This is a genomic window from Bacillus sp. AFS001701 (assembly GCF_002559405.1).
Lineage (GTDB): Bacteria > Bacillota > Bacilli > Bacillales > Bacillaceae_G > Gottfriedia.
Genome location: NZ_NTZO01000363.1, coordinates 1 through 415, shown reverse-complemented (window position 1 = coordinate 415; position 415 = coordinate 1). Strand labels below are relative to the sequence as shown.

The 415-nt window shown below is 25.5% G+C and carries 1 protein-coding gene; it reads right to left on the bottom strand.

The window, feature by feature from the left end; translation table 11 throughout:
- The coding region (locus CN514_RS19685; RefSeq protein WP_141529433.1) for a helix-turn-helix domain-containing protein at nucleotides 1–206 on the bottom strand (206 nt) is incomplete at its 3' end.
- Nucleotides 207–415: the final 209 nt, after the last annotated feature.

Below are 415 nucleotides of genomic sequence, written 5' to 3'. Positions count from 1 at the left end.
ATTTTTATATTTTTTAATTTTGAAATCTCATTTTCGATTTTTATTCCAAGTCGATCAGATAGTAGGGCTATTATTTCATGTGCATATTCAGTTTGAGATCTTTCTATTTTACTAATATGCGTACTAGAACAAATTCCTTTCCCTAACTGTTCTTGTGTCATCTGAGATTTTTCACGATAATATTTTATGATTTTCCCCTCATACATAACAAATTTCTCCCTTTAGAAAACCTTTTTATTAAAAGTTTGAGTAGTAGAAAACCAGCGATTCCCCCAAGTTAATAATAAAAATTTCTATTGAATTTAAATGATTTTCTTCCAAACATAATCTATAAATCAACAAATTTAGTAAAATATGAGACTTTAACCGTAAAAAGAATAATTAATTATGATTTTTAATGGCGAAAAATAGAATA